This is a genomic window from Commensalibacter sp. Nvir, from assembly GCF_963921845.1.
In the GTDB taxonomy this organism is placed as follows: Bacteria; Pseudomonadota; Alphaproteobacteria; order Acetobacterales; family Acetobacteraceae; genus Commensalibacter.
The window spans coordinates 29,070-49,396 of sequence record NZ_CAWUGZ010000016.1; the positions used below are offsets into that span (position 1 = coordinate 29,070).

At 37.9% G+C, this 20,327-nt stretch carries 18 protein-coding genes; 8 read left to right on the top strand and 10 right to left on the bottom strand.

All coding sequences use genetic code 11. From position 1 onward, the window contains the following. Positions 1-108: 108 nt before the first annotated feature. Both AABE15_RS01050 and AABE15_RS01055 read right to left on the bottom strand, forming a co-directional pair. Positions 109-564 (bottom strand): DNA polymerase III subunit chi, encoded by a 456-nt coding sequence (locus AABE15_RS01050; RefSeq protein ID WP_338329425.1) that lies wholly within the window; start codon positions 562-564, stop codon positions 109-111. A gap of 11 nt (positions 565-575) precedes the next feature. Continuing rightward, the gene (locus tag AABE15_RS01055; RefSeq protein ID WP_408870238.1) at positions 576-2,048 is read right to left on the bottom strand and encodes a leucyl aminopeptidase; all 1,473 of its coding nucleotides are present in this window, start codon (positions 2,046-2,048) and stop codon (positions 576-578) included. A 223-nt stretch (positions 2,049-2,271) separates the two neighbouring features. Here AABE15_RS01055 and cysQ point away from each other — a divergent pair, with 223 nt between their 5' ends. The 8 genes from cysQ to rsmA all read left to right on the top strand — a co-directional run bounded on the left by cysQ (position 2,272) and on the right by rsmA (position 12,226). Next, entirely contained in the window at positions 2,272-3,084 is an 813-nt protein-coding gene (gene cysQ / locus AABE15_RS01060; RefSeq protein ID WP_338329427.1) for a 3'(2'),5'-bisphosphate nucleotidase CysQ, read from the top strand. Then, positions 3,081-4,043, top strand: coding sequence for an L-threonylcarbamoyladenylate synthase (locus AABE15_RS01065; protein WP_338329428.1), 963 nt, complete (start codon positions 3,081-3,083; stop codon positions 4,041-4,043). Before cysQ ends, AABE15_RS01065 begins: the two co-directional genes overlap by 4 nt. Before the next feature lie 10 nt (positions 4,044-4,053). After that, the gene (locus AABE15_RS01070) at positions 4,054-4,587 is read left to right on the top strand and encodes a hypothetical protein (RefSeq protein ID WP_338329429.1); all 534 of its coding nucleotides are present in this window, start codon (positions 4,054-4,056) and stop codon (positions 4,585-4,587) included. Positions 4,588-5,313: 726 nt separating this feature from the next. Continuing rightward, positions 5,314-6,468: an LPS export ABC transporter permease LptF gene (gene lptF, locus AABE15_RS01075; protein ID WP_338329430.1), complete on the top strand. Its 1,155-nt coding sequence runs from the start codon at positions 5,314-5,316 to the stop codon at positions 6,466-6,468. A 2-nt stretch (positions 6,469-6,470) separates the two neighbouring features. Beyond that, positions 6,471-7,589, top strand: a complete 1,119-nt coding sequence (gene lptG / locus AABE15_RS01080) for an LPS export ABC transporter permease LptG (RefSeq protein ID WP_338329431.1) — start codon at positions 6,471-6,473, stop codon at positions 7,587-7,589. Positions 7,590-7,594: 5 nt separating this feature from the next. Next, positions 7,595-9,961, top strand: coding sequence for an LPS assembly protein LptD (locus AABE15_RS01085; RefSeq protein ID WP_338329432.1), 2,367 nt, complete (start codon positions 7,595-7,597; stop codon positions 9,959-9,961). Then, positions 9,958-11,418, top strand: coding sequence for a peptidylprolyl isomerase (locus tag AABE15_RS01090; RefSeq protein ID WP_338329433.1), 1,461 nt, complete (start codon positions 9,958-9,960; stop codon positions 11,416-11,418). Before AABE15_RS01085 ends, AABE15_RS01090 begins: the two co-directional genes overlap by 4 nt. Next, positions 11,372-12,226, top strand: coding sequence for a 16S rRNA (adenine(1518)-N(6)/adenine(1519)-N(6))-dimethyltransferase RsmA (rsmA, locus tag AABE15_RS01095; RefSeq protein WP_338329434.1), 855 nt, complete (start codon positions 11,372-11,374; stop codon positions 12,224-12,226). Before AABE15_RS01090 ends, rsmA begins: the two co-directional genes overlap by 47 nt. On the opposite strand, the gene AABE15_RS01100 is transcribed toward rsmA, so the two are convergent. The 8 genes from AABE15_RS01100 to AABE15_RS01135 all read right to left on the bottom strand — a co-directional run bounded on the left by AABE15_RS01100 (position 12,190) and on the right by AABE15_RS01135 (position 20,279). After that, complete coding sequence (locus AABE15_RS01100) at positions 12,190-13,416, bottom strand: cyclopropane-fatty-acyl-phospholipid synthase family protein (protein WP_338329435.1); 1,227 nt, start codon at positions 13,414-13,416, stop codon at positions 12,190-12,192. The two genes, rsmA and AABE15_RS01100, sit on opposite strands and share 37 nt — an antisense overlap. Positions 13,417-13,641: 225 nt before the next feature. Beyond that, a complete protein-coding gene (gene rplI / locus AABE15_RS01105; RefSeq protein ID WP_408870236.1) occupies positions 13,642-14,220 on the bottom strand; it encodes a 50S ribosomal protein L9 in 579 nt (192 codons plus the stop codon). A 12-nt stretch (positions 14,221-14,232) separates the two neighbouring features. Beyond that, on the bottom strand, positions 14,233-14,508 hold the full coding sequence (rpsR, locus tag AABE15_RS01110; protein ID WP_338329436.1) for a 30S ribosomal protein S18: 276 nt from the start codon (positions 14,506-14,508) through the stop codon (positions 14,233-14,235). A 3-nt stretch (positions 14,509-14,511) separates the two neighbouring features. Continuing rightward, positions 14,512-14,994, bottom strand: a complete 483-nt coding sequence (gene rpsF, locus AABE15_RS01115) for a 30S ribosomal protein S6 (protein ID WP_338329437.1) — start codon at positions 14,992-14,994, stop codon at positions 14,512-14,514. Between the two features lie 159 nt (positions 14,995-15,153). Continuing rightward, complete coding sequence (locus AABE15_RS01120) at positions 15,154-15,729, bottom strand: GNAT family N-acetyltransferase (protein ID WP_338329438.1); 576 nt, start codon at positions 15,727-15,729, stop codon at positions 15,154-15,156. Between the two features lie 45 nt (positions 15,730-15,774). Continuing rightward, entirely contained in the window at positions 15,775-17,757 is a 1,983-nt protein-coding gene (gene rpoD, locus AABE15_RS01125) for an RNA polymerase sigma factor RpoD (RefSeq protein WP_338329439.1), read from the bottom strand. Positions 17,758-18,003: 246 nt separating this feature from the next. Continuing rightward, positions 18,004-19,815: a DNA primase gene (dnaG, locus tag AABE15_RS01130; RefSeq protein WP_338329440.1), complete on the bottom strand. Its 1,812-nt coding sequence runs from the start codon at positions 19,813-19,815 to the stop codon at positions 18,004-18,006. 8 nt (positions 19,816-19,823) lie between these two features. Further along, complete coding sequence (locus tag AABE15_RS01135) at positions 19,824-20,279, bottom strand: GatB/YqeY domain-containing protein (RefSeq protein ID WP_338329441.1); 456 nt, start codon at positions 20,277-20,279, stop codon at positions 19,824-19,826. Between the last annotated feature and the right edge of the window lie 48 nt (positions 20,280-20,327).

A 20,327-nucleotide genomic window follows, 5' to 3' on the forward strand; every position in this document is an offset into this window, starting at 1 on the left:
CGAGGCTGACCCTATCTCCTTTTGTAAATTTACAAAAACAATATCAATTTATTCCATGATTAATGATCGTTAAGGTTTAACCAAGGTTTGGCTAGAATTTTAAATTCATTATTCTTTTACCCACCCTTTATCCCCTTGTTTCCAATACGAAAGCGCATGATTTTGTGCTTTTAGTATTGACCAACGTTCTCTAGCCAACTGAATCGACTGAGCATCCATACCGTCAAACAAATCAAAAATACGTTGGTGAGGGCCAATATTTTGTAAGCATTGCCCCCCTACAAGAAATACGTAATTTGCCTCATTTACATTTTCTTCATAAATACTTAGCCATATAGGTTGCCATAAGGGCATGTCATCAAGTCTGTTCGATGTATGGCATCCATGAGGCAACCATAATAAAGAAGCGTTATCCCACAGGGCCTCAGAAAGGGTTATAACGTGCTGATCGTCTTTACATAAAACCAAAGCATGCTGCTTGATCTTCATGGTTTTTGAAAGCAACGCAGGAAGCGCTTGATCAAGACGCGTTCGAGTAAGATGATAAAATCCTATTGAGGCCATGGTTTTAATGTCTAATTTTCGTAATACGTCTCAATAAATTCATTAAGCACGTAGACTCCAAATGCTGTGGCACCTTTTGGTCCATTCGCATTGTCTTTGTCTGTGTATGCAGTGCCCGCAATATCAATATGTGCCCATGGTGTTGTACTAACAAAACGTTGCAAAAACTGAGCTGCCGTTATAGAGCCGCCATCCCGACCCCCAATATTTTTCATATCAGCAAAATCACCATCCAAGGCTTTGTCGTATTCTTCCCCCAAAGGCATTCGCCACATTTTTTCACCAACCTTACAACCAATAGTATAAAGGCGTTCCGCTAGTTCGTCGTTATTAGAAAATAATCCTGCGTAAACATGGCCCAAAGCAACCACAATAGCCCCAGTCAACGTTGCCAAATTAATCATAAAACGCGGTTTAAAACGATCTTGGGTATACCAAAGAATATCTGCTAAAACCAATCGACCTTCAGCATCTGTATTTAATACCTCTATTGTCTGACCCGAAGCACTTTTAACAATATCGCCAGGACGTTGTGCGTCTCCCGACAGCATATTTTCTACTAATCCCACTACACCAATGACATTCGTTTTGGCTTTTCTTTTGGCTAATGTTACCATTAACCCTACTACGGTAGCGGCACCAGCCATATCCATTTTCATATCTTCCATCCCATTAGAAGGTTTGATGGAAATACCCCCAGAATCAAATGTAACGCCTTTACCGACAAATGCTAGCGGAGGTTGAGGATCGTGCGGAGCCCCTTTCCAACTCATAATGACAGTTTTTGGCTCTTGATTGCTTCCCTGAGCAACGCCTAATAAGGCTCCAAATCCAAAATGTTCCATTTGACTTTTATTAAGAATTTCAACCTCTATTCCTAGGGATTCTAACTCTTTTATACGCTCAGCGAATAGTGGAGGGGTAAGGTGATTAGCGGGTTCGTTAACTAAATCTCTGGTCTGATAGACCCCGTAAGCCAATGGATTGAGTTTTTGCCATTGTTGTTCTGCTCCTTCATAATCGGAAGCATAGACGTAAATTTCAGTAAGTTTTTGAGAATTTGATGGATTTTTTTTCGTTTTATACCCATCGAACGCATAATTTTTTAAAACAATTCCTAAAACAATATGCGCAGCAAGTTCTGTAAAATCCCAATCCGCCATTAATTTTAACGCGTGGACTTTCCCTTGCAATTTTTCCAAAGCAATACCCCCCACTCGACGCGCTTGAGGTATGGAAAATTGTACTTGAGGTCCAAGCCCAACCACCGCAACCTGCGAATAACACGTATTGGGGGCAATCAACGCACAAACCTCGCCTAATTTTCCAGTAAAATTATTTGCTTTTAAAGCTCTGTCTAACGCACCATCTAAAATTTTATTAATAAAACGAAAAGAATCCCCACCCTCTTTTCCTTCAAATACGAATAGTACAATGTCCCCTTTGTCTGGTTTTTTCAAACTATCAAAATGCACGTGTGGAATCATCCAATTTTCCCCTGAATAAAATACTATATAGCCAAATTTAAACACAATGATTAACGTTAAGCTAACCTTTTATCTATAGTTTATATTTAAAACTCTTTTTTTTGAAAATTTAAATTTAGTTTGTTACAACTGTTAAGACTTAAAATAAAAGAGGTTTTACTTTAAGAATAAAAGCCACTACTCTTTTAAAAGAATTATTTCTTTCTTTTGGATTTCATTCATGCACTTAAAAAGTCAAGAACTTATTGAAATTACTACCAATCTTGCCATTAAAGCGTCAAAAATTATTAATGAGATCCGAAAAAATAACTTTCAAATTGAATTAAAAGAAGATTTAAGCCCAGTTACAGAAGCTGATCATGCTTCGGAAAAAATAATTTTAACAGGTTTAAGAAAATATTATCCTGATATACCTATCGTGTCTGAAGAAGAATTTGCTTCAGGATTTACTCCTACATTCAAAGATAAATTTTGGCTAGTCGATCCATTGGATGGTACAAAAGAATTTATAAAGGGCTCCAATCATTTCACCGTTAATATCGGTTTAATTCAATATGGGAAACCTGTATTAGGCGTTGTTGCTTTACCCGCTTATAATATTGTTTATTGCGGTATCCAAGGTGAAAACGCATGGAAGATAGATGAAAATGGCAATAAGATACCCATACATGTATCGCCAGTCCCCCCAGCCCAAGGTCTGAGAATTATGGTTTCACATTCTTTTAAACATCAACATACGTTACAAGAAATCCTTACACCTTTGTCACTTTCGTCTATTGAACATATGGGATCAGCGGCAAAAATCATGCGCATTGCAGAAGGCAAAGCCGATTTGCACATACGGCTGAATTCAATTATGGAATGGGATACGGCTGCACCCCAAGCCGTTTTAGAAGCAGCGGGGGGAACCCTATGTACTTTTGACCGCAATCCTTTAACGTATGGTAAAAAAAATTGGAGAAATCAACAATTTGTATGTTTAGGTTCACCTATCCTCTTAGATCTACCTTTATTTAAGATTTCCAATCTATGACCTATATTTTATCTTCAAGCGAAGCAGACATTCGATTTGCAGCATCGCTTATTAATCAAGGGGGCATCGTTGCCTTCGGCACCGAAACTGTCTATGGATTGGGGGCAGATGCTACCAATACCGAGGCTGTTAACAAAATTTATAAAGCCAAAGGAAGACCAAGTACGAATCCTTTAATTATCCATTTTGACAGCATAGATCATGTATTTAACTATGTAGAAAAGACACCTTTAGCGTATAAGCTGGCGACCAAATTTTGGCCAGGACCTTTAACGTTGGTTTTAAATAAACGGAACAATTCTTCAATCAGTCCAGTTGCTTCTTCCAATTTAAATACACTCGCCGTAAGAATCCCAAATACACAAGTTGCTTTGAAGTTTATACATTTGTGTGAACAGCCGCTCGCTGCTCCTTCAGCAAACGTGTCTGGAAAAGTAAGCCCAACAACAGCTCAACATGTTCTTAACGCTTTGAATGATAAGATAGATGCCATTATAGATAATGGTCCTTGCCAAGTTGGTGTTGAAAGCACTATTCTTGATTTATCGTCTGAAATTCCTACACTTTTACGACCCGGGGGGGTGTCCTTTGAAGCATTACGCTCACTATGTGGTGTAATAAACTTAAAAAAAAACCAGAATGAAAAAATCATTGCACCCGGACAGTTAAGTTCACATTACGCTACAACGCTTTCCATACGATTGAATGCCAATTGCGTTGCCCCAAACGAGGCTTTACTTGCATTTGGCGTGCCACTTCAACATAATGGACTATGCAAAAATTTAAGCCTAAATATGAATTTAGAAGAGGCAGCAAAAAATTTATTTGATAGTCTACACTATTTGGACCGTGAAGGGCTTCGATTAGGTTTAAAAGGTATAGCCGTTATGCCCATACCCAAAATCGGTGTCGGATTGGCAATTTGCGATAGACTTCAACGTGCTTCGGCACCTAAATAGACAAACAAAGATGAACGAAAAACTCGATCCAAAAGAGCTTAAGATTTTATCTGATATTCTTGCCCTTGTTCTTGAAGAACAGTCTGGACAATCCGCAAGCGCACTCGAAACCTTAAAAAAAAGAGCAAAAAAAAATGCGATTACGGGTGGGGCTTTAAAAAATCTATTTTCTTCGATAGTCAATTCTCCACCTACAAAACAACCCAGACAATCGAAAACCCAGAAAACAAATGATCTTGCCGAACTTATTAAAGCTCGTTCACAAATAAATGATCTTACGCAAAGTATTAATCGTTTAGATGCCACAGTACGTGGTTTAAGGAGAAGCAATGAATCGTTAAGATCTGAACTAACTTTAACGCAACGCTCTAGGGCAGAACTCCAATCCGCTTTATATTGTGCAGAATCAAAATCCCCTTATAGAACTATTTTAATTACAGTTTCATTTATATGCGGCCTTTTCGTTGGCATCGCAGGAACTATGGTTGTGCATACCCTGAATCCATCGCCCAACCTTCCTAATAACACAATTTATTTACGATAATGAAATTACCCGTTGTTATATCAATTGAAAAATTCTTTAGATTAAATTTATTTTAATTAAAAACAAACGTAGAACTTTGGAATATAGACTCCAAAAAACACTAGAAATAAATATTAATTTTATTGGGGCTTGTCACCACTAGGTGCATTTGTAATTTAAGAAAAATACATGATAAATTTAACATCGTGATGCTGCTTGTTTTCCTTTAAAGCAGCATCACGACGTGGGATTAGAAGTAATATTAAGAATAATGTTTCTAATTAATCTTTTAATTGTAAAATAGGGATTCCAATAATGGCAATTTTTTTCATTTTTTTACATTTAAAAAAATATTTCAATACACCTAATGCATAAAGATAAGCGATTGATAGTTGATACATACCGCAAGCCAAGTCGCTTTTAAACCAAACAAGGGGGTATATAATTTAAAATATAATCATTTAATTTGGTTAGAGTAGAAAGGTAAGATTTAAGAAATTAATGAAATCAGCACTGCATTTAATGTTTATAATTTTTTTAATCTAGGAATAATGACCTCAGACCCTTTACCATTAAATCAAAATAATCAAATTTGTATTTAACCTATATTCAAAAAACATTTATACAGTTTATACTAGCACCTAGTTATAAAATTAGGTTATTTGAAAACTATTAAACCTTCGTCTTATAACCGTATAAACTCTATGGTTAATAAATTAACGCAATTTGTCATGCAGGAAAATTTGAATGCGCTTACCTGATTCCCTGCGTTTACCTATGTTCGACCGCTATATTCTCCGCCAATTACTCATTGCTTTATTGGCCACCACAGGAGGATTGGCAGCACTTATATGGCTAACACAATCCCTTCGTTTTGTATCGCTTGTTGTTGACCGAGGCTTGTCCCTCAAAGTTTTTTTGCAATTAACAGGGTTACTTATACCTTCCTTTGTTGCTGTAATTTTGCCTATTACTGCCTTTGTCGTGACGCAATTTATTTATCAAAGACTTGCCGGCGATAGAGAAATTATTGTCATGCGAGCGGCAGGTGTATCAACGTTTTATTTAGCCAGACCCGGTATAATTTGTGCATTTCTTGCTACGCTAGCGTGTTTATTGTTAAATTTATGGATTGTGCCGCATTCTTACCATTCTTTTCGTAGATTTGAATATAAAATACGCAACAAGATGGCTGCGTTTATGTTACAAGAAGGTGTCTTTACCAATGTATCGGATAATTTAACCGTATATATACGTTCAAAAGATCATAACGGAGATTTAAAAGGTATTTTAGTGGAAGACGATCGCCAACCCACTAATAAAGCCACCGTTTTAGCTGAACATGGGAATATAGTTATCATTAATGATAAACCTCAAGTGGTATTATTTAATGGATCAAGAGAAGTCATTGATAAAAAAACAGGTCGTTTAAATGTCTTGAATTTTCAAAGAAATACGATTGACCTCTCTTCAAATAAAACCGATAGCGGCCGATCCAGGGACGCAACCGAAATGTCCCTTTATGAATTGCTACACCCTAATTCAGAAGAAGTTTTTAACCGAGATTATGGAAAATTAGCGGTGGAAGCCCATAGACGATTAACCTCTCCGTTAACCGTTCTATCGTTTGCATTTATTGCTTTGGTGAGTATTTTAAAAGGAGGATTTGCACGATATGGCAATATATTAAGACCGCTTGGGGCTATTTTTACGGTAATTGGTTGTATGGCTCTGTCGTTAATTGTTCAAAATCTTGCCAGTCGTAATACGATTTTGATTCCTTTAATCTGGTTGATCGCTATAATGCCAGGGGTTATTTCTTCTTTTATTTTATTTGCATCCGAATATAAAAATACCTTTTTGTCCAAGACTGAATCACCGACCCAAGAACAGAAAATATAGACATGTTTATTGCGAAAACAATTTCATTTTATATCGCTAAGCAATTTACGTTAGCCTCTATATCTATGATTCTTGCGTTGACAGGTTTGGTCTCTTTGTTCGACTTTATTGATTTACTTCGTCGCGTTGCAACACGACCCCATGTGTCAACCAACATAGCCACCACCATAGCGCTTTACCACATACCAAACTTTTGTATGCAAATATTACCTTTTGGAATATTACTAGGAGGAATAATTTGTTTTTGGCGTTTAACGCGTTCATCAGAATTAATTGTTACTAGGGCTGCAGGGATATCTGCATGGCAATTTCTTATGGCACCGGTGGCCTGTGCATTTTTTATTGGTCTGTTCTCAACGACGATTATATCACCAATCTCATCTACTTTTTTTCGTCAAGCTGAAATTTTAGACCAGACGTATTTAAGATCAGGCGGGGGGAAATTAACCGATTTATCTGCGGGTTCCTTATGGGTTAGACAATCTGATGATGAACTCAAATCTAAGGGCGTAGCCATTTTACATGCACAAGAAGTCAAAGTTAATAAAAACGTTCTTACCATGAAAGGTATTACCGTCTTTAGATTAGACGATATGGATCATCTTTTACTTCGTATTGAATCGCCATCGGGTTACCTAGAACATAATCAATATTGGGTTTTGAACAACGCTCGTTTTATTAAACCCGACAAGCTTCCTAAATTTATGGGCGTCGTTCGACTGCCCACCAATTTATCTTTGGGAAACATACAAGAAAGTTTCTCGTCACCCGACACACTGTCCTTCTGGGTATTGCCCAGTTTTATTAAGTTACTTGATCGGTCGGGTTTCTCTTCTATAAGCCATCGACTTCATTTTCAATCTTTACTTGCACAACCCCTCTTAGCGAGTACTATGGCACTTGTTGCGGCTGGCTTTGCTACACGTTCAACACGCAGGGGCGGAGTTACCCAAATGATTGGCTCAGGCGTTGCGGCCGGTTTTACTTTGTTTACTATTTCGAAAGTTGCTGAACAATTTGGAGAGTCCGGAGCGTTACCCATATTCATGGCAGCGTGGGCACCAACAGCAGCGGGATTATGTTTAGCGATTTCACTTCTTATTCATTTAGAAGATGGCTAATCCTTATGAAAAAAAAAATTAATTTTTTTAGTCATTTTATAGAGACATTTTACGTTACACCACAGTGTAATTCCTTTCTTTTTTTAAATTTACTTCCTACGGCACTGGTGACCTTAGGACTGATCAGCACGTGTAATGCCTATGCTCAACAGCAAATGGCAATAGCAGCCAGTAATATCGGAAAAACAGGTGGCAAACCATTTTCTGGCAAAGATCCCATCACGTTTCAAGCCAACAAGGTCTCTTACGACTCTAAAAATGGAAGGGCTGTTTGGCAAGGAGACGTACATATCTGGCAAAACGATCATATATTGCGTGCCGATAAAGTTGTTTACGATCGAACGACCAATATAGCTTCTGCCAGTGGCAATGTAACCATGGTCGAACCCGATGGAGAAATGCTTTTTACACAACATGTTCAACTTGGCGAAAACATGCGTGAAGGCGTTATGGACCAAGTTTATGCCTTGTTAGCCGATAATGGCAAACTGGCAGCAAACGGCGCCAGGCGTACAGGAGGGAAAGTCTATGATTTCAGTAGGTCTGTATATACGGCTTGTCCTATCTGCATGAAAAACCCCGAAAAACCTCCTTTTTGGCAAATGCGCTCGTACAAAGCAATACGAGATCTTGAGAATAAACGTATTGATTTTTCCGATACCTTCATTGATTTTTACGGTGTTCCTCTTTTTTATATGCCCTTTTTCTCAATTGTTGATCCTTCAGAAAAAAGACAAAGTGGTTTTTTAATACCCAGCTTTAACTGGAGTAGTAAATATATAGGAACCTACACAACTATTCCTTATTATTGGGCAATTAATCAATGGTCGGATGCTACGTTTTCACCGCTGGTTGCCACCGACTCGGGACCTCAACTCAGCTCAATTTATAGAGCCCGTTTTAATCAAGGAATGCTACGAATTGAAGAAGGTATAGCCGATAACACCGTTGGTGACAGATCTTGGCATAATGACGCAGGGGATTTGATTAAAGGTACCGGGGATGGGACTCAAGGCTATTTATTTTTAAAAACTGAGTGGGCGTTAAACGATCACTGGCGATACGGTGCGGACATAAATTTAGCAACCTCAGCCGATTACATGCGGGACTATCGAATCAGTGGCTATGGTCAAGATACTTTATCGTCAGATTTATATTTAGAAGGTTTCGGAGAAGGGGCTTATTCAAAAGTAACCATGCAAGGGTTTCAAGGGTTAAACCGAGGCGTTATCAATGATTCTGATCTGCCGTTTGTTTTGCCACGCTATACGTATAGTTTCTTTGGGCAACCCGATGCATTAGGCGGACGTTTTTCCTTAGACACGACTAGCTTTGTCCTTTACCGCCCTACTGGCGTTTCTGATCAAAGAGGACAACTCGCATTAAACTGGGATCGACCCTTTGAAAACAATCTAGGCCAAAAATGGTTGTTAACGTTACACCTTGATTCAAATGTTTATCGAGCCTCACACCTTAATGAGCAACCCATGTTTTTAAATCATTATGGAACCAAGACGAGTGGACAAGCCCTCCCAACAATCGCCTTAAAAATGAATTGGCCTTTTCTAAGAGATTTTCATATTGATGATTCCCCCGGTACTCAAATCCTTGAACCCATTGTGCAGTTAATCGCGGCCCCTAATGCTAAAGGAGGACGATCTTGGTTAATGCCAAACGAAGACAGTTACAATTACGAGTTTACGGATTCTACCCTATTTGCCCTTAACCGTTTTCAAGGAACGGATCTTCTTGACGGAGGAGCAAGAGCAAACGTAGGTATACACGGAAATTGGGCATGGAATGGTCATCAAATTGACTTTTTAGTTGGACAAAGTTACCAAGAACATCTTCCTATTAACATGCCAAAATATTCTGGTTTAAATCATCATATGTCAGACGTGGTTTCAAGATTACGTCTTTCCCCTACACAATGGTTTAGTACTACAGGAAGAGCACGAATTGACCCTTATAGTGGAAGCGTTAATTTTGGCGAAGGCGTATTTAATGCTGGGTTTAGGCATTTCGGTTTTAATGGCGGGTATGTTTATCAACCGATTACCCCTTATTATTACTTCAACAATTCTATTAACAGCCAAGGACTTTCCAGTGAATATTTAACCAAAGTAAGCGAAATCTCTTATGGAGCATCCACCGATTGGGATCATTGGCATGCTTCTGTTTTTGGTAGGCGCAGCATTTCTAGAAAGGAAAATGTTGCATTAGGAGGCTCTTTAGGGTATCGAAATGAATGCTTCAGTCTTGATACCATCTATTTTAAACAATATACTATGATCAATGGTGAAGAAAACAGTGATACCCTGCTGTTTATGTTAACTTTTAAAACTCTTGGAACGTTTGGAATAAACGGATGATCCGTATACATGATAAGAAAAAAATATTCTTGTTATTACAATTCCCAAAATTATTTTGCATAGGCATGGGCGTAACAGGACTACTGTTTTTATTTACCCCTTATACCATAGGTACCACCCACCCCACCCGTCAACCCGCAAAATCCTCCACGATTAACTCCAAAGCCATGGGGAAAGAATTTTCTACGTTTGATGCCCAAGCCGATGAGACAAGTAAAATTGTGGCTGTTATTAATGGTCAATTGTTAACCGAAAGGGACATACATAACCGAGAGCAACTGTTTCAACTTACCGCTGGAATCAAATTATCACCGGACGTCATGCAAAGAATGCGCCCGCAACTAACGAACCAATTAATCACAGAAAAACTGCATACCCAAGAGATGCTCAAACGTAATATTAATATTGCACCTGAGCAAATTGCTCAAGCGATAAGCGATATTGAAAAACGCAACGGTATGGCTCCTAATTCACTTAGAAATAAACTATCTCAAGATGGGGTTTCATTAAACACCCTTATTGACCAGATACGTCTACAACTTGGATGGGGTAAAGTTCTACAGCAAGAGCTGGGTAGGCAGAATCAAATTACGGCTGATATGGTAGAACAACGGCAAAAAGCACTAAAAAAAGAAGTCGGTCAACAAGAATTTGAAGTGAGTGAAATTTTTGTACCGGTTATAAATGCTAGGCATCCTGAACAAGAGTTACAGTTTACTCAGACTATTATTGATCAATTAAGAAAGGGGGCTCCTTTTCCAATAATTGCCGCGCAATTTTCTCAGGCGCAAAGTGCATTGCAAGGGGGATCTTTAGGTTGGGTGCAAAAAGATAATCTTGACCCTCAAGTCTATGATATTATTAAAAAAATGCCTGTAGGAGCAATCTCTAACCCTATAAAAGTTGCAGGGGGTTATATCATCGCCGCACTGGGGGGGCGAAGAACCATTGGTAATGAAATGGGCACCATCGTGCGGATAAGGCAAATCTTTCTGCCTTTTTCTTCTAAACTTGATCCTCATAACCCAACGCCCCAGCAAGTTGGCACTCTTAATCAGGCAAACAAATTAAGAGCTACCTTAAAAACATGCCAAGAAGCCGAACAAGCGAATCAAAAAGCGGGAAATGTTAGAGATTCTGATCCAGGTGAATTACAATTGGAACATTTGAACCCAGAAATGGCTAATATTTTACAAGATTTGCAACCTCAACAGGTTAGTAAACCTCTTGTTTCGCTTACAGGTATTGCTTTATTAATGGTCTGTTCACGTGAAAAGAAAAACATATCTGATATTTCTACCAGTGAAATAGCAAACCAATTACTCGGACAACGCGTAGAACAGGCCTCTCAAGAACTTGATCGGGACCTTCACCGTCAAGCCATTATAGAAATGCGGAAACCCCTTACCAATGGACCTAGCCCATCAAAACTTAAAGACACTAAAAGAAACCATTAATTCTTATAACTTAAAAGCTAAAAAATCCTTAGGTCAGCATTTTCTCTTAGATCCTCATATTAACCAACAAATTGTCTCCACCGCTGGCAATCTTACAGGTAAAAACGTTGTAGAAATTGGCCCCGGACCAGGAGGGTTAACAAGAGCAATATTATCCAGTCCCGCGAAAACGGTTACCGCTATCGAAATGGATCGACGTGCTGTACCCTTGTTGCAGGAACTTAAACACATTTATGCAGAACGGTTTCAGTTAATTGAAGGCGATGCCTTAACAACAGATTTAACCCAATTATGCCAAGCGCCGAGGCAAATTATAGCTAATCTTCCATACAATGTCGGAACAATTTTGTTATTAAATTGGTTGAAACAAGCTCAAAAATGGCAAAAACTGACTCTTATGTTTCAATTAGAAGTAGCGGAACGAATTTGTGCACAACCCAACAGCAAACACTATGGCAGGTTATCTGTCATCTCTCAATGGATTGCCGATTGTTCGATTGTAAAAAAATTGCCTCCAGGAGCTTTTACCCCTGCACCAAAAGTATATTCAGCAGTTGTTCAGATTGTGCCTCATGCTGTGCAACCCACCCAACAACTTTTCCAATCCATGGAAAAAATTACACGAACCGCTTTTGGACAGCGTCGAAAAATGCTTAAAGGAGCCCTAAAAACTATTAATGGCGAGCGTTTATTATCGACAGCACGCATTGATGGGTCAAGAAGAGCCGAAACGCTAACACTAGATGAATTCGATAGATTAGCCCATGCGTATCAACGCAACTGTGATGAAAAATCGTGTTCAGCTTGATACATATAGTCTCGCGTTATGGGTAAGATATCCAATTTAGAACTAAGCTGTATTTGAAAATTGATACAATTTTGATAGTAAAAAGTTAACTCACACCCAGAAAGATAAAACTCAAACATACGATAGAAACGCTCATCATACATTTTTATAATTTTATCTTTTTGTTTTTCGATGGCTTCTCTCCATAATTGTAAAGTTTTCGCATAATGCAGTCGAAGAATTTCACAGTCCGTAACGTATAATCCACTTTTTTCTATAGCAGGAAATACCTCACTCAAAGCTGGCGAATACCCGCCTGGAAAAATATATTTGTTAATCCAAGCATTCGTTGAACCAGGCCCATCCGAGCGGCCAATCGAATGAAGCAACATCACCCCGTCTTCCTTTAAAAGTTTTTTTATATCTCTGAAAAATTCGTTATAGAATCGAACCCCAACATGCTCGAACATGCCAACGGAAACGATGCGGTCATATTTCGAGTTAATAAGGCGATAGTCTTGTAATTCAAAATGCACTTTATCTTGAAGCCCTTCTGCAACGGCTCTTTCTTGTGCAACCTGTAATTGCTCTTTGGATAATGTTATACCCGTAACCCTGGCATCAAAATTCTTGGCGAGGTATAACGCCATGCCGCCCCAGCCACAGCCGATATCTAATATGGTTAATTCAGTTTTATTTAAATAGAGTTTAGAGGCAATGTGCCTTTTTTTGGCTTCTTGTGCTTCGTCCAGTGATTGGGTATCACGATTAAAATAAGCACAAGAATATTGTTTATCTTGCCCTAAAAAAAGCTGATAAAGCGAATTTTTTAAGTCATAATGATGGGCAACGTTTTTGCGTGCCTGATGAACACGATTGAGTTGTGACCATGATCGTTTGCCGAATCTGATTAATGAAGCAAACTTTTCCCCGATGTGATCATGCTGCAAATCGTTTTGTAAAAAAACTTTTAAAACCTCATAAATCGAGCAATCTATTGTTTTGATTTCACCACTCATATACCCTTCGCCAAATGCAAGACCAGGGTTGACGATTAATCGAAAGCAAATTTTATGCGTCAATAATTGAAATCCAGCTTTATCCTTTGATGAAAAATCCCCATATATCCTGCGTTTATAATCAGGGAAGACAACTTCTAACTGCCCTTTTTTAATAAGATGTTTAAGAATATTATCCAATAAACCGAACATTATTTTCTCCGTTTATCGCGCGATGATTTATTCCAATAATTTCATTTACCTTCTTGATGATCTCATCTATTTGGAGAAAAAAAAAAGAGAATTATTTAATTTTAGTAAGATTTGTGTGAGGTGTTGTATATCCTACAACGAAAAAACCAAACTGAATTGAAAACAAAAAAAAATGGAAGAATACTCTTCCATTTTTTTACTCTCTATATCACATATTTTGATAATTTAGAGTGGCTGTTCATCTTCTGTTGAATTGTTTTCTAACATTTCAAGATTGATCTCTGTTGCAACAACCTCTTCAACAACCTCAACTTTAGTTGCTTCACCTTTTGCTTGGCGTTCTGCCTCTTCTACAGACCGAGCAACGTTAACCGTCACATCCAAATGAACTTCAGGATGAAGTTTAATGGAGACACGATAAACGCCAATCGCTTTAATAGGATGGGCAATTTCCACTTGTTGACGGGTAATGGTTAACCCTTCTTTGCCAGCAGCTTCTGCAATATCTTTTGCAGTAACCGATCCGTACAAGCTTCCACTTTCACCCGCTTGGCGCACAATAACAAACGATAACCCATGAAGACGCTCCAATAAACGTTCAGCCTCTTCACGTCTTTTTAAATTATGGGCTTCTAATTGGCCACGCTCTCTTTCAAAACGTTCACGATTTGCAGGAGTAGCGCGCATAGCGCGACCTTGAGGTAACAAATAATTGCGCGCATATCCAGGTTTTACCTTAACGACATCGCCCATTTGTCCTAGTTTTTCGACCCTTTGAAGTAGAATAACCTCAGTAACTGACATTATTTATTTCCCTCAATCTTGAACATAAGGCAAAAGTGCCAAAAAACGTGCTCGTTTAATGGCTTGAGCCAATTCACGTTGTTTCTTTGCCGAAACTGCAGTAATGCGACTAGGAACTATTTTTCCTCTTTCAGATAAAAACCGAGACAGTAAACGAATATCTTTATAGTCAATCTTTGGTGCATTAGCAGCAGAAAAAGGGCATGTCTTGCGTCTACGATGAAACGGACGACGCGCTCCAACTGCAATACGTCGACTGGCGATATTGACTTGAAGTGTTTCGGACATTAATTAAACTCCCTCTTCTACAGAGGTCGTTTCTAAACGAAGTGTTTCTTCGCTCGTATTGACCTCAAGAACACTGGCTTCTTCAGACACATGCTTGCGTCCACTATCGTATCGTCCTGATGCTTTTGGTGGACGATTGGTAGAAGAACGTTCTTTTTCATCTCCTTTGCGAGACAAAATAGCAGAAGGTGCCTCATCAATCTCCTCAATACGTAAGGTAATAAAACGCAATACATCTTCGTTCAGATTTAATTGTCGCTCAATCTCTTTAATCGTAGTTGATTTGGCATCCACAGCTAAAAGTAAATAGTGACCTTTACGGTTTTTTTTAACTCGATAAGCTAAATTACGCAGACCCCAGTATTCACGTTTTTTTATGGAACCCTCTTCACTTTCAATTAATGAAGCAATCCCATCTGCAATATCTTCAACTTGTTGTTGAGTAATATCATTACGTGCAATAAACACGCATTCATATAATGGCATAGTATCTCCCTTCGGCTGACTTCAACCCGTAAAAACTATAAAAATAGTTTTTTTTCTAACCATGGGTATAGCCAAGACATAGCCGTATTAAATCTTGGCAGGAAAGAGAATTTCAAAAAGCATAAAAAATCTTTTTTTGCAAGTATTTGATTGATTTATTTATAATTTTATTGCATCTGGAACAGGTAAGTTAAGATATTGGGGTATATGCCACAGCTCTACTTCGTTAGCAATACGTTTAAAACCCGACTCCAAATATAAGGGCAATGCTTTTGGGTGATCTAGCTCACACGTGTTGATACGAACATTTTCAGGGTTTTTGGCCCACGCTACCTTAAGTACTTGACTAAAAAAAGAGCGTCCAATTCTTTTGCCTATCCAACGCGGCATAAGACCAAAATAAGATATATTGATACTGGAACCAATACGGCAATCCAGTTCGCAAAATCCTATTACGTTATCCTCTACGTTTTTCAAGAAATAAACCTCAATTAACGAATTATCGAAATACTTCGCCAACTGAGCATCAGAAATTATTTTTCGCATCCACCAACAATAAGACTGCCCAACGTGATTGTAAACATATCTATAGAGCGAGAGTGGAACAATTTTATAGTGTTCAAGCTTGTATTCCTGGGGCAAATCAATGTATTGCGAAGGTTCGCAATCCATACGCAGAAAAACGATTTTTACAGGTAAAGAAGTGATCGAACGATCTTTAAAATATTGTCCCATTACGATTTAATTAATAACAAAGAACATGTTACCTTCTCTATTTTATCAATTATCATCTAAAAAAGAGCGCAATTTACGACTACGACTTGGATGTTTTAATTTTCTAAGAGCCTTTGCCTCAATCTGACGTATACGCTCTCTGGTTACATTAAACTGTTGACCTACCTCTTCAAGTGTATGGTCGGTATTCATTCCTATTCCAAAACGCATCCGCAATACACGTTCTTCTCTAGGCGTTAATGAAGCCAGCACACGCGTCGTTGCTTCTCTTAAATTAGTTTGAATGGCTGCATCCAAGGGAATAACGGCACTTTTATCTTCAATAAAATCACCAAGATGACTATCTTCTTCATCCCCAATAGGTATTTCAAGAGAAATAGGTTCCTTGGCAATTTTCATTACTTTTCTTACCTTTTCCAGAGGCATACCAAGTTTTTCCGCTAGCTCTTCTGGGGTAGGTTCTCTGCCAATTTCATGAAGCATTTGACGCGATGTTCTCACCAATTTGTTGATGGTTTCGATCATGTGAACAGGAATACGAATAGTTCTTGCTTGATCTGCGATAGAACGCGTAATGGCTTGCCTAATCCACCAAGTAGCATAGGTTGAAAATTTATATCCACGTCTATATTCAAATTTATCAACCGCTTTCATTAATCCAATATTACCTTCTTGAATTAAATCAAGAAATTGCAACCCACAGTTGGTATATTTTTTAGCAATAGAAATTACCAATCTTAAATTAGCTTCAATCATTTCTTTTTTAGCACGCGAAGCGTCGCGTTCCCCACGAGAAACCGTAGAAAAAACACGTCGGAACTCAGAAATGGGCAATCCCATTTTTTGCGATAACTCGGCAATTTGGTCACGATAAGAAGCTACTTCTTTCCCATATTTCTCAATAAAAGCTCTCCAATATTTACTAGGAAGTTCGCTAACCGCTTCTATCCAATCTGGGTTTAACTCATAGCCGTGATATTTTGAAAGAAAATCAGCACGTGATATTTTGCATTTTTCCGCCAAGCGTAATAATGCACCTTCTAAACTCGCAAGCTCTCTCAATACCGTTTTTAATTGATCTACTAAAAATTCTATTTTATTGCTTTGTAAATGAACTTGTTGAACTTCGAGTATCAACTTATTCCGGAGGTCTTCATATTTTTGCTCAAACTTAGCGGTTAATTTTTCCCCGGCTTGAATAATTTCTAAACGTTGAATTTGTAATTGATAAAGTTTTTTATATATTTTTTCAATTTCGGCAAAATGAAAAAGTATTTCATCTTTATATTTATCCTCGAGAGCGGATAAAGACAAACTGCTTCTTTCACTTCTTTCCTCATCCACCTCTTCTGTTTCAACATCAACATCATCGTGCTCACCGCTTTGAATTGCTTCGTCGTTTTCCATACCACTTGCAATTTCTTCAATATCGGTTTGATCGTATTCAGTTTGAGTCGCTTCTAAATCAACAATATCTCTAAGTAAAACTTCTCCCGCTTTCAACTGAGTATGCCAACCAATAATCGCTTTAAAAGTCAAAGGGCTTTCGCATAAACCACCAATCATTTGGTTCCGCCCTGCTTCTATGCGCTTAGCAATGGCAATTTCACCCTCACGTGAAAGAAGTTCAACAGCACCCATTTCTCGCAAATACATACGAACAGGATCGTCTGTCCTCCCTGTAGTGGTCTCAGCCACTACCGCGTTTGCATTTTCTTCCGATTCCTCATTTATTTTAATTTCATTATCATCGGCTTCGGAAAATTCCTCTTCGCTTTCTTCACTTTCTTCATTTTCAATAATTTGAATACTCATTTCAGAAAACGCAGCCATAACATCTTCTATTTGTTCAGAAGACATTTTATCTTGAGGAAGAATAGCATTTAATTCATCAAGGGTAACATATCCTCTTTCTTTCCCTTTACTAATTAAATGTTTTACATCCGCAGAACGGGTATCTAATATTGTTGTATCATGATCACGTTCATTTGAACCATCATCATTTTTTGATATCGTTTTTACAACCATTTTCCGCCTCAAAATTACTGTATACTCTCTAATAAACTACATATTTCTTAAAGCCAAATAATGAAATAGACTTGCTAATTTTAATTGAATTATTAGTTTATTAACGGCTTTATAAAATTAACCCTTGCGCCAAAATTTCATTTGAGAAAAAAGCGGAGCAACCCTCACTATTGGATAAAGTAAAACATATATAGAAATGATATGTTTAAGCCAAGAAATCAAGATAAAAGCATCAACATTTTTTCATCAAAATTCTTCATCAAAAATATCGTCTTCTCCGCACTTAAGCTTTTCAAGTGCGTTTAATCTTGCAATGTAAGCCTGTTGGTTCTCTTGATCCGGGTGAAGAAGCCAAGCTTGCTGTGCGTGTAAAACCTGTTCTTCCAACTCATGGATATTTATCCACCCATAAAAATGCCACCACTGTTTTTCAATAACATGAAGATCGTGGACATTTTTCATTTGTTCAAGACCAGGCAAGTCAGCTTGCTCTTTAATTTTTTGAACCAAAAAAGTCAATCCGTTCTTTTCTATTAAATCATTTATGTTATCACAAAGACCATTCATTTCTATAATAATTTCTCTAATTTTAGCTAACTCTTTTGGCAAAGGTAATTTGCACAAAGCTTCCTCAACATTTTGAATGATATTGGGAAAATAAATCAAAATGATAAGAAGTATACATAATCTTTTGTATTTTACTTGGTGTTGAGACAAGACCAAACGTGAAGCGTGTCGTGTTTGAGAATGCTGTCTTTTGCTCTTATTTTGTATAGTTTTAGAATAAAAATCCTGATAAAAGCGATCTAATAACGTTTTGCGGTATTCTTGTGATAAATTGCTGTCCTTAATGGTCTTTGATAACGATAAAAGTCTTGACTTCAAAACAGCACGCTGCTCTGGCGTATTATCTACCATTGCCTCTAAAGACAACTCATAAAGGACATCACTGAGATTAAGCTTATTTCTCAAAACTTCTAGAAAAGCCTCTTTCCCTTTTTTACGTATAAAACTATCAGGATCTTCTTGATTGTCTAAATACACAAAACCCAATGTTTGATTAGAGGTTAAAAGAGGTAACGCTTCTTCTGCTGCATGCAAGCTTGCTCTTCTACCAGCATCATCTCCATCAAAACAGATAAGGGGCTGGCGTGTTACTCGCCATAATAATGTCAGTTGTTCTTGCGTTAGTGCAGTACCCAAAGGGGCTACAGCCCCACCAAAACCCGCTTGATGTAATGCAATGACATCCATATATCCTTCAACCACAAGTACCTGATGGTATAAAGGGTCACTATCTTTAGATTTGTTCAAAGCCGACAATCGATGAAAGCCAAATAACATTTTACGTTTAACAAATAAGGGTGTTTCCGGGCTATTTAAATATTTTGGCTGACCGTCACCCATTACCCGACCACCAAATGCAATAATTTGACCTCGTCGATTCATAATGGGATACATAATTCGTTTAAAAAAAAGCTCTCCCCCCCATTCATTTTCATTTATTTTGCGCAACAGCCCTGCTTGACCGATTTCTTTTAAACCATATCCATTTTGTTTTAAATGACTTATTAACCCGCCACGTCCGTCACCAGACCATCCTAAACCGAACTCAGCAAATGTTTGATCCGTTATCCCTCGTTGATACAAATAATTGCGAACTACATTGGCTTTATTCGACCGTAACAACTCTATGTAATAGCGATGGGCACAGGTTAATACATCATAAAGAACATTATTTCTTTCCTGACTTTGTTTTTGCTGAAGCGTCTGTTCTGGGACTTCTAAACCCGCAAGAGCGGCCAACTCGCGAATCGTTTCGTTAAAATTTTTACCTTCAGTTTCCATGTAAAATGAAATGACATCGCCGTGAGCTTGACAACCATAGCAATGATAATGATCATCGTAAATATAGAGTGAAGGGGTTTTTTCTCCATGAAAAGGACAACACGCTTTCCAGTTACGCCCTGAACGTATTAATTTTAATTTTTTTGAAACAATGGATTGCAGCGGTAGCCTTTGTCTCAATTCATCTAAAAACTGTTGATCAAACGCCATTATTTTTTCTATGAAAGATTTTGTTTAACAATGCGATTTACTTTGGAAAAATCTAACACCGCAGCATAATGCTCTTTAAGATAAGCCATAACTTTACCCATTTCTTTAATGGATTGAGCACCTGTTTTATTAATTGCTTCTTCAACAACTTTTTCCGTTTGGGCTTGATCTAATTGTTTGGGTAAAAAAAGTTCAATGATTTCTATTTCCTTACTTTCTTTATCAACCAAATCTTCACGATTTGCCTGTCTGTATATTTCAAGAGATTCATTTCTAGATTTTATCATCCCTTTTAACATGGCTATAATATCGGTTTCACTAATCTGTTCAATTCCTTTTGGACGCGCATTAATATCTAAATCTTTTAGTTTGGCCCCCACCATTCGTAATGTAGTAACCTTCAAACTATCTTTTGATTTCATAGCAATTTTTAATTCTTCTTTGATTCGTTCACGCAATTGCATGGTAGTACCTTTACTTGTGGCTCAAACGTTAATAAAACAAAACTTGGA